The organism is Herpetosiphonaceae bacterium, assembly GCA_036374795.1.
Classification (GTDB): Bacteria; Chloroflexota; Chloroflexia; order Chloroflexales; family Kallotenuaceae; genus LB3-1.
In genome coordinates this window covers 1-9,187 of sequence record DASUTC010000118.1, presented here as the reverse complement: position 1 = coordinate 9,187, position 9,187 = coordinate 1, and the positions used below count along the sequence as shown (strand labels likewise).

Annotated in this window: 9 protein-coding genes; 3 read left to right on the top strand and 6 right to left on the bottom strand. The window is 63.9% G+C overall.

Translation table 11 applies throughout. The features are described from left to right. Together VFZ66_08035 and VFZ66_08030 are read left to right on the top strand one after the other, a co-directional pair. The coding region (locus VFZ66_08035; protein HEX6289126.1) for a sugar transferase at window positions 1–1,418 on the top strand (1,418 nt) is incomplete at its 5' end. Between the two features lie 27 nt (window positions 1,419–1,445). Next, on the top strand, window positions 1,446–2,879 hold the full coding sequence (locus tag VFZ66_08030) for a hypothetical protein (protein ID HEX6289125.1): 1,434 nt from the start codon (window positions 1,446–1,448) through the stop codon (window positions 2,877–2,879). A gap of 85 nt (window positions 2,880–2,964) precedes the next feature. On the opposite strand, the gene VFZ66_08025 is transcribed toward VFZ66_08030, so the two are convergent. Beyond that, complete coding sequence (locus VFZ66_08025) at window positions 2,965–3,657, bottom strand: hypothetical protein (protein ID HEX6289124.1); 693 nt, start codon at window positions 3,655–3,657, stop codon at window positions 2,965–2,967. Next, entirely contained in the window at window positions 3,654–5,018 is a 1,365-nt protein-coding gene (locus tag VFZ66_08020; protein ID HEX6289123.1) for a hypothetical protein, read from the bottom strand. Before VFZ66_08020 ends, VFZ66_08025 begins: the two co-directional genes overlap by 4 nt. Window positions 5,019–5,376: 358 nt before the next feature. Between VFZ66_08020 and VFZ66_08015 the strand changes: the two genes are divergently transcribed. Beyond that, a complete protein-coding gene (locus tag VFZ66_08015) occupies window positions 5,377–6,066 on the top strand; it encodes a hypothetical protein (protein HEX6289122.1) in 690 nt (229 codons plus the stop codon). Window positions 6,067–6,157: 91 nt separating this feature from the next. Here the strand turns inward: VFZ66_08015 and chrA are convergent, their stop codons facing one another. The 4 genes from chrA to VFZ66_07995 all read right to left on the bottom strand — a co-directional run. Continuing rightward, complete coding sequence (chrA, locus tag VFZ66_08010) at window positions 6,158–7,405, bottom strand: chromate efflux transporter (protein HEX6289121.1); 1,248 nt, start codon at window positions 7,403–7,405, stop codon at window positions 6,158–6,160. A 38-nt stretch (window positions 7,406–7,443) separates the two neighbouring features. Then, entirely contained in the window at window positions 7,444–7,725 is a 282-nt protein-coding gene (locus VFZ66_08005; protein ID HEX6289120.1) for a DUF507 family protein, read from the bottom strand. Beyond that, window positions 7,697–8,719, bottom strand: a complete 1,023-nt coding sequence (locus VFZ66_08000) for a potassium channel protein (protein ID HEX6289119.1) — start codon at window positions 8,717–8,719, stop codon at window positions 7,697–7,699. The genes VFZ66_08005 and VFZ66_08000 overlap by 29 nt, the downstream gene beginning before the upstream one ends. Before the next feature lie 190 nt (window positions 8,720–8,909). Further along, window positions 8,910–9,187: hypothetical protein (locus VFZ66_07995; protein HEX6289118.1), on the bottom strand; the 278-nt coding region annotated here is incomplete at its 5' end.

The following is a 9,187-nucleotide window of genomic DNA, read 5'->3' as shown; positions in this document are numbered from 1 at the left end:
GGCGTCTCCTGCTGGTGACAGGCGATCTGCTGCTGATCATCACGAGCATTGTGGGAGCGCTCCTGCTCTGGTCAACCTGGGCCGAGCGGATCGTTAACTGGGCGCTCTGGCGCGAGCAGGCGCTCTGGGCATTGTTTATCTTTACCGGCTGGACGCTCTGGCTCACCTTCAGCAACATGTACAACCTGCGGCTGGCGATTACCGTCGCGGGCAGCGTCAGCCGTATTATCAGCGGCGGCGTGACCATCGCGCTGGCCTATCTGATGCTGTTCTTTATCACCTCGCCCGCGCCGATCATCGGCAACCCGCCGAGCATGTTCCCGCCGCTCACGCCCGGCGGGCTGCTGCCGCGTCTGGCACCAGCCATCGCCATCGTCGGCTCGACGCTGCTGTTGCTGGCGTGGCGGGTGGTCTATGCGCTGGCCTTGAGCGGGCCGCTGGCACGGCGGCGCGTGCTGATCCTGGGCGCTGGCAAAGCCGGTACGATCATGCACGAAGTGATGCGGGAGCACGACGCGCACTATCAGGTCCTGGGCTTTATCGACGACGACCCTGAGAAGCAGTTTACGCTCGTCGACGGCACGCCGGTTGTGGGCTGTCACGAGCGGCTGCCGCAGCTTACCAGGCAGTATCGCGTCGACGAGATCATTATCGCGATCAGCTCGGATGTGCGCGGCAGCATGTTGCAGGCGATCATGGATTGCTACGAGCAGGGCATTGCGATCATCCCGATGCCGCTGCTCTACGAGCATCTGACGGGGAAGATCGCGGTCGAGCATATCGGCAGCCAGTGGTACACCGCGCTACCGCTTCAGCAGCACGCGGCCAGCAACGTCCTATCGATCATCAAGCGCCTGAGTGATATTCTGTTCGGGCTGGCAGGCGGGATCGTCTTTGTCGTGCTGTGCCCGCTGATCGCCGTCGCTATTCTCCTCGACTCGCCCGGCCCAATCTTTTACTTGCAGGAGCGCGCGGGGCTGCACGGGCGGAGCTTTCAGGTACGCAAGTTCCGCTCGATGATCCAGAATGCCGAGGGCAACGGTCAGGCGCAGTGGGCCGTGAAAGACGATCTGCGCATTACGCGCGTCGGGCGATTCCTGCGCAAAACGCGGCTGGATGAGCTGCCACAGGTGATCAATGTGCTGCGCGGCGAGATGAGCCTGGTGGGGCCACGGCCTGAGCGACCGCAGTTCATCAAGCAGCTCCAGCAGCAGATCCCATTCTACCGCATCCGCCTCGCCACCAAGCCGGGACTGACCGGCTGGGCGCAGGTCAACTACGGCTACGGCAGCACCGTCGAGGATGCGCTGATCAAGCTCCAGTACGATCTGTACTACATCAAACACCAGGCGCCCTGGCTGGACGCATTGATTATGCTGCGCACGATCGGCGTCGTGCTGCGTATGAAAGGGCAATAGCCAACCAACACCCGGAAAGAGAGAGAGATGGTACAACCGATTCGCTTGCTCGCTGCGCTGATCATCACGCAGCTTCTGTTGAGCGCGCTGCCCGGCGCGCTCCACCCCCGGACTACCCCGCAGCCTCAGGACCAGGCCACCCGTCCGCAGGCTACAGCAGCTAGCCTGACCCACAAGATCCACCTGCCGCTCACGATCAACCTCTACGATCCGACTTACGTCAATCCCTTTGGCATCGTGATGTACGGCAACGTCGATCAGGCCAATGGCCTGGCGCAAATGCGGGCCGCCGGTGCCAGACGAGTCACGACCGTGATCGACTGGGGCACGATCGAGCCTGCCGAAGGCGTGCGCGACTGGTCCAGCTTCGATACCAAGGTCCGCAACGCGCAGGATGCGGGCATGAGCGTTTTCGCGCTCTTCACCGGCGATCCCGCCTGGGCCTGGACGCCGGATCGCAGCGCGACGCAGCCCGATAAGCGGCTTAACTTCGTGCGGGCGATGATCCGGCGCTACGATTGCGACGGCAGCGACGACGCGCCCGGAGGGCTCTGCGTGCATGATTGGTCGTTCTATGCCGAGCCGGATTTTTATGTCAATTACTATCAGGACGATCCCGGCATCAAGGGCTACTGGGGCAAGCGCGGCGCGGAGTACGCGCATATGCTGGCCGATGTCGCGAATGTGGTGCATGGCGAGGACCGGGGAGCGCGCGTGATGATCGGCGGGCTGGCCTACGATGCGTTCTTGCCGCCGGGCGGGACGCGCGGCTTTGTGCGCGAGTTCCTGCCGATCGTGCTGGCGACGCTCAACAGCAGGCCGGGCGGCGCGACAGCCTATCTGGATGCCGTCGCCGTCCACTACTACTCGATCATCTTCCCCAGCATCCGCGACAAAGTGTTTGAGATTCGCAACATCATGCAGTACTACGGCGTCGGGCATCTGCCGGTGATCGTGCCTGAGGCTGGCTACTGGAGCGCGCCGGAGAGCGGCAGCAGCGAAAACCAACAGGCGCAGCGGCTCGTGCATATGTACGTCGAGGCGCTGGCGGTCGGCGTCGAGCATCTGGCCTGGTTTACCGTGTTCGACTCCGGCGGCGGCGGCGATTCGTCGGGACTGTTCCGGGGCCGCGATCTGAATAGCCCGAAGCCCGCCTACAACGCCTACTACGCGCTGACCCGCGAGCTGTCGGGCGCGAAATATACCCGGCTGCTCAACCAGCCAGGCGTTGCCGGCTACGTCTTCCGCACTCCGCGAGGCACCGAGAAGACCGTCGCCTGGTCGGCGAATGGCTACGCGACCTTCGCGGCTCGCTGCCTGCGTCTCGTCAATAAGACCGGCGTGGCCTTCGCGCCGATCGCCGACGGCAATAGCACCTGGGACAAGGATGGCGCGGTCAACGGCCAGATCAGGCTGCAACTGTCGGCAAACGAGCCGTGGTACATCGAGGCGTGTCAGTAATCGCAGGTCGAGCACATGGCCTGAGCATATGCGCTACCACGCGGCGAGGCGATCGGAGTGATCGTCTCGCCGCGCGTGTAGAGCGTCAAGCATCGCCCTCGGCGGACGGCTGCGCGCCTTCCACCAACCGCGCCAGCCGCGCTGCCGAGCCAATCAGTAGCATGCCGCCGATCACAAACGCCGCGATCACCAGCAGCACAAGCCGGGGCCAGCCCAGCACGCCCGGCTTCTGAGCGGCAGCCGCCGACAGCGGCACATAGCGCTCGATCCCCCGATCGCTGCTGACGATCTGGAGCGCGAGATCGCCGGGCGCGTGCGACACACCATCGATCTCAAGGTCGCCGCCTGCGACACGATCGACCGCCGTTGCCAGCAGCACAACGCCGTTACCTTCGATCGTCAGCGTTACGGAGCGCGCGCCCGCCGGTATGTGCCACCACGGCAGTTGCAGCACATGAAACGACTGGTCCGGCACCGGCAGCCGCACGCTGGTCTGGCCCAACGTCTGCCCCACAGCCTCGGCGCGAACCGTCAGCCTGGCCTGCTCCAAGAGCACCCGCTGAATCCAGATGCGCGGCGCAATATCGCCGGGGACCGGCTGCGGCAGCGCGAGCGTTTGCCGTACCACGTGGCCGGACTCCAGCGTCACGCGGCTCTCGCCCAGCGGCGGCGGCGGACCTTCTACCGCTTGCGCCAAGGGCTGCACCACGGCCCAGAAGCTCAATCCGAGGACGAGCAGACAGCCCACGGCGATCGACCATAGCCGTACGCGCTTCATGAGTAAAATCCTGGGATCACGACGCCCGCGATCGTATAGACATCGAGCGCCATCAGCGCCAGCCAGACCAGGCTTACGCCGTAGGCTGTCCAGCGACGCGGCCACCAGGCGCACAGCCCGATCGCGATCAGCGTCATAATTGGAATCAGCGCGGGGAAGAGGTAGCGGCCCTGCGGCATCAGCGGCGGCGGCGCGTTGATCAGGGCGATGGAAATCGCAACCACAATCGTCAGCACACTGAGGCTGAGGTAGCGTCGCAGCCACGCCGGAATACTCGACCGGCGCAGGACGATCCATGCCAGCGATACGCTCCAGGTGACGACGACGAGCGTCAGCAGAACGTACTGGACAGCGCGTGGCATATGCACTTGATGCCAGCCAAAGCTGCCCCAAAAGGATTGATTGAGAAAGCGCAGCGACATCAGAGCCAGGGTTCCCAGACTAACCGAGGCGGAGCCGTAGGTCGTGAGAATATAGCGAAGCTGGGTGGCGATTCCTTCAAAAAAGATGAATCGATTCAGCAGCTTAAGCACGAGCACCCGCAGGCCAGGCATACCGACAACCACAGCGACAGCCAGCAGCAGACCAAGTACAGCCAGCGGCAGCCTGCGGGCGCTCGGTTTGGCGCGCCAGACGAGCAACGCCTGCCAGCCCACGCCGACAACCAGCGCGGGCAGCAGAAACAGGATCGTACGCTTGGTGCCGAAGCCCAGCACCACCAGCAGGCCAAGCACAGCCAGCCGCTTGAGCGATAGCCCATGCCGCAGCAGCCGCAGCAGCGTCAGAAAGATGGCTGCTCCCACCAGCGCTACGAGATTATCGCTGTTGAACGTAGCGCTGCTGTACGCTAACTGCGGATGGAATACTACCAGCGCGGGCAGCACCAGCGCCAGCGCCGGATGCATCACCGCCAGCTCAAACCCGACGAGCGTCGCCAGCGCCACCGTCGCCATGCCTAGCGTCAAGGTTGCCGCCCGCAGCATCACGAGCCGCTGCTCAAGCGGCCAGGTCTGTGTCAGATCGGCCACCGGCAGCAGCAGCAGATGGTAGAGCGGCGGACGGTGCAGCTGCGTGCCGCAGCAGGCATACACATCCTTAAAGATCGGATCGGGTACTCGCGGTCGTCGCCCGTAGCCGCCAAGATCCCAGTAGCGCGCCCGCGCCATCGAGGCCACGATCTCGCGCTGAATTGTCGGGTCTTCATCGGCAGGCGAAACCAGCCGCCTGCGCGACTCGATCGTCAGCAGCAGCTCGATGCTGGTCGGCTCGTCGGGGGCTTGCCAGGGTGGAATCAGCAGGAGATAGAGCAGAGCATGAATCAGAAACAGCCCGCTCCACAGGCCGACAAACATCCAGCGCACACCCGGCCTCGTCAGCCTCAGGGCAGGGGCATCGGGGGGAAGATAAGCTTTAAGTATCGACAACGGAGTCCCTCGTAGCTGATCCTGCAAACAGGTTCACGACACGCGGAGCACAGACGTATCCGGCAGCATACGATACCGAAGGATAGTGAGGCTGTCAATCGCTCTGCTTTTTTTGACATGCCCCAGGTTAGTTACTATAATCGCAGCGGCCTAAGGCATCATCATGACACATTTACGGACAAAGAGCGTGTTGATCCAGTCGCGGGATAAAGATTCTGTGGAGAACGTCCCACACCCCCGGCCTGGCGGCGCATGACGCCGTTCGACCGCCTCACCGGACACAAAAGGAAACACGATGCAAGATTACGACGATGTCGATCTTCGTCCTTATATGCTTGCTGTTGCTCGACGCTGGTATTGGGTCGTCATCGGAGCGCTGCTGGTCGCCGTGATCGTCGCTGGCGTATCGATGTCGCTCCCGAAAACATACACCGCTACATCGTCGGTCCTGCTCTTTATTCGCCAGACCGGATCACAGGTGGGCGTGAACGAGCCAATCGTCAGGATCGAGACGATCGACATTACCGCCCGGCGGCAAGGTCTGCTCGCGCTGGCCCAAAGCGACGCGATCGAAGCGCAGATCCAGCCCGACGTGCTGAAGCAGCTTGTGCCCGGCGGCTATCAGCCCGGCACCCTCACGCGCTACATCAGCGTGCGAGCGGACGGCGATCTGCTCAAAATCTCGGCCTCGGCAGCCTCGCCGGAGCAGGCCAGAGCGCTCGCCGATGCCTGGGCTACCACCTACGTCAATTACGTCAAGGCGCTCTACACCGATCAGCACTCGGAAGTGCAGCTTGCAGGCCGTGCCCTGACGCCATTGGGTCCGTCGTCGCCCCAAACGACGCTCAACACGCTCGTCGGGGGCGTAGCCGGGGCGTTGATCGGCATCGTCCTGGCGCTGCTGATCGATGTCATGCGCACGCCCGCGCCCGCTGCTCGCCGACGCATCAAGAGCGAAAGTCCTGCTCGCTCAGCCGCCTCATAGCGCGGAATCGACGAGCCGGTCGGGGGTCGGGGATCAGGAGTTTCGAGTTCAACGTTCAAGGGTTCAAGTTCCCCATCCTCTGCCCACGCCCCTACCACCCCAGCCAGCGCGCGATCAGCCCGACGATCCCGCCGCCAAGCACCAGCCAGACCGAGTTGACTTTGTAGCGGATCAGCAGCACGCCCGCGATCAGGCACAGCAGCGCGGTCAGCAGATCCACCAGCGCGGTCTGTCCCAGTTGCAGCGTGACTCCCGCCATCAATCCGAGGGAGGCGACGTTCACGCCGTCGAGCAGCGCGCTGGCCCACGGCGAGCGCCGCAGACGCGGCACCCACGGATTGGTGATCGCTACAAAGATAAACGACGGCAGAAAGATGCCGATCGTCGCCAGGATCGCGCCCGCCCAGCCGCCGATCAGGTAGCCGATAAAGGTCGCCGTGGTAAAGACCGGCCCCGGCGTGAACTGCCCGATGGCGACCGCGTCCAGAAGTTGCTGATCGGTCAGCCATCGCGTATTCAGCACCAGATCGGAGCGCAAGAACGCCAGCAGCACGTAGCCGCTGCCATACAGCACCGAGCCGATCTTGAGAAAGATCAGAAACAAGCGCCACAGGCTGACCGGCACCGGCGATTGCCCGCTAGCAATCAGCAGCGCCGCGTTGGGCAGCATCAGCAGCGCTGCCTGCGCGCCGCCCCCGTAACGTCGCAGCCGCAGCAGCCCGACGAGCGCCCCGGCAAGCAGCAAGATCCCGATCTCGTTGATGCCAAGCAGATACAGCGCCAGCGCGCCCGCGCCGATCGCCGCCAGCCACACATCCTTCACCGCTGTCCGGCCCAGCGTCCAGAGGGCCTGGAGCACCACCGCCAGAATCACCGGCTTGACGCCGTACAGCAGCGCGGTCGCCTCAGGCAGCTCGCCGAAGCGCTGGTAGGCCCAGGCCAGCGCCAGCACGATCGTCATTGCTGGCAGAATAAAGAGCGTACCGGCGACGATCAGGCCGCGCCAGCCCGCTCGCGCGTAGCCCAGATGGATCGCCAGCTCGGTCGAGTTCGGGCCGGGGATCAGGTTGGTCGCGCCCAGCAGATCCAGAAAATGCTGATCGTCGAGCCAGCGCCGCCGCCGGACAACCTCCTCGCGCATTAGCGCGATGTGCGCCGCCGGGCCGCCAAACGCGATCCAGCCAAGCTTGAAAAACAGACGGGCAACCTCCGGCAGCGCGTCGGGTGCCGTCGGGCGAGCGTTGGTGTCGTTCATCATGCTCTCATCGCGTCGTGGTATGCTCGTGCGGTATCCATGCTCAGGCTCGCCGGGCACGGCAAAGGCGACGTGCCGCCACATCGCCTGATCCCAGCACCCGCTCCGCTGGCCCCGCCGCGCTACAGCACAATGCGGCGCTCGTTGATCAACCGCTGCTTGACGCGCCGAAACAGCTCATCGTAGTTCATGCGGCCCATCGTAATATCGCTACGGTACTGCTCCAGTATCTTGCGCACCTCGGCGTCCAGCCGCTCTTCCACCGTCAGCTCGTCGATCATCTCATCGCGGATCGCATGACGCAGCTTCACGTCGTCGGCCTGCAAGCGCACATCGTCTTGCTCGGCCAGCACATCCACAATCTCCTCGCTCAGCTTATCGATTCGCGCTTCCGATAGTTTCATCAGCATATTCCTTTCGCGCGCTCTGCTCCGGCGCGGATTGAGTCAGCGCTTCTACCTGCGCAAGTTGGTCGCGATCACCAACGCTGATCAGCACATCGCCCGGATGGAGCGCTTCCTGTCCGTCCGGGTTGGTGATCAGCTCGCCACTCGCCCGACGGATCGCGATCACCCGCGCGCCGGTTCGGCTATGGATGGAGGTTTCGCCCAGAGTCAGGCCGCAGAGCGCCGACCCTTGATCGATCAGGGCCTCGTCGATCCAGCTTTGCTCGTCGTGCGCGAGCGTGAGCGTATCGACCAGATCGGTGGTTTCGGGGCGCAGCACAAGTGCCGCCATGCGCTGCCCGCCCACCACTTCCGGCGCGATCACCTTGTCCGCGCCCGCCTTGAGCAGCTTCGACTCCGTCGACTCGTCGCTGGCCCGCGCGACAATCATCAGCCGGTCGTTGAACGCGCGCGCCGTCAGCGTGATAAACACATTCGCCGCATCCGAGGCTGTAGCGATCAGCAAGCCTTTCGCCCGCTCGACGCCCACCTGCCGCAGCACCCGATCTTCCGTCGCATCGCCGAGAATCGCGATGCAGCCCTGGCTGCGGGCATCTTCGACCATCTCCGGGTCGATGTCGACGATCACAAACAGTTGCCGCTGCAAGCTCAGCTCTTGCGCGGCATGACGGCCCACGCGGCCATAGCCGCAGACGATGTAGTGCTTGCGCAGCTTGGCGATCTGTCGTTCCATGCGTCGCTCTCGTCGTGTGCCTAGCGATGTTTCGATCAGCGCTTCCGCGAAGCTGCCGAGCAGATAGTATAACGTGCCGACGCCGCTAAAGATCAGCCCGATGGTCAGGATGATGCCGCCCGATGTCCTGGGCATAAACTGGCTGAAGCCCAGCGTCGATACGACCAGCAGCGTCGAGTAAAACGCCTGAAGCGGCGGCAGATCTTCCAGCCAGATATAGCCAGCCGTGCCGATCGCCAGCACCAGCGCCAGCAGCACGAAACCAATCCGCAGGTGCCCCCTGGATTCTAATATCGTCGGCCTCGTACCCGCCTCCTGTGCGCCGCTGGCAATGCTTTGGTGCGATATGGCTCCGTAGGGCGTATCGCAAGTACGCGCTTACCGAATGTGATTGTCAAACCTCATGAGACAGCCGCGTCGCAAGCTACGGGCCATCAGCCGCGCGGCCTTACTCGAATGGAATGCCCAGCCGCATCAGAAACGCCGCGCAATCCCGCGCCGGACGACCCCGCAAGCCCTGCGCCGGATGATGCGAGTCGGAGCCAGCCGTGATCAGCAGGCCGTACCGCCGCGCCAGATCGCCGTAGCATTGCTGCTGCTCGGCGCTATGTCCTGAGTAGAGCGCCTCGATCCCGTCCAGGCCAACCGCCGCCATCGCCGCGACATCCTCCGCCGTCGCCGGGATCGCGTACACGCCTTTGGAGCGCCCAGGATGCGCCAGCACCG

Coding starts and splice junctions, on each gene's coding strand:
- VFZ66_08030 (HEX6289125.1), top strand. CDS start 1,446: ATGGTACAACCGATTCGCTTGCTCGCTGCGCTGATCATCACGCAGCTT.
- VFZ66_08025 (HEX6289124.1), bottom strand. CDS start 3,657: ATGAAGCGCGTACGGCTATGGTCGATCGCCGTGGGCTGTCTGCTCGTC.
- VFZ66_08015 (HEX6289122.1), top strand. CDS start 5,377: ATGCAAGATTACGACGATGTCGATCTTCGTCCTTATATGCTTGCTGTT.
- chrA (HEX6289121.1), bottom strand. CDS start 7,405: ATGTGGCGGCACGTCGCCTTTGCCGTGCCCGGCGAGCCTGAGCATGGA.
- VFZ66_08005 (HEX6289120.1), bottom strand. CDS start 7,725: ATGAAACTATCGGAAGCGCGAATCGATAAGCTGAGCGAGGAGATTGTG.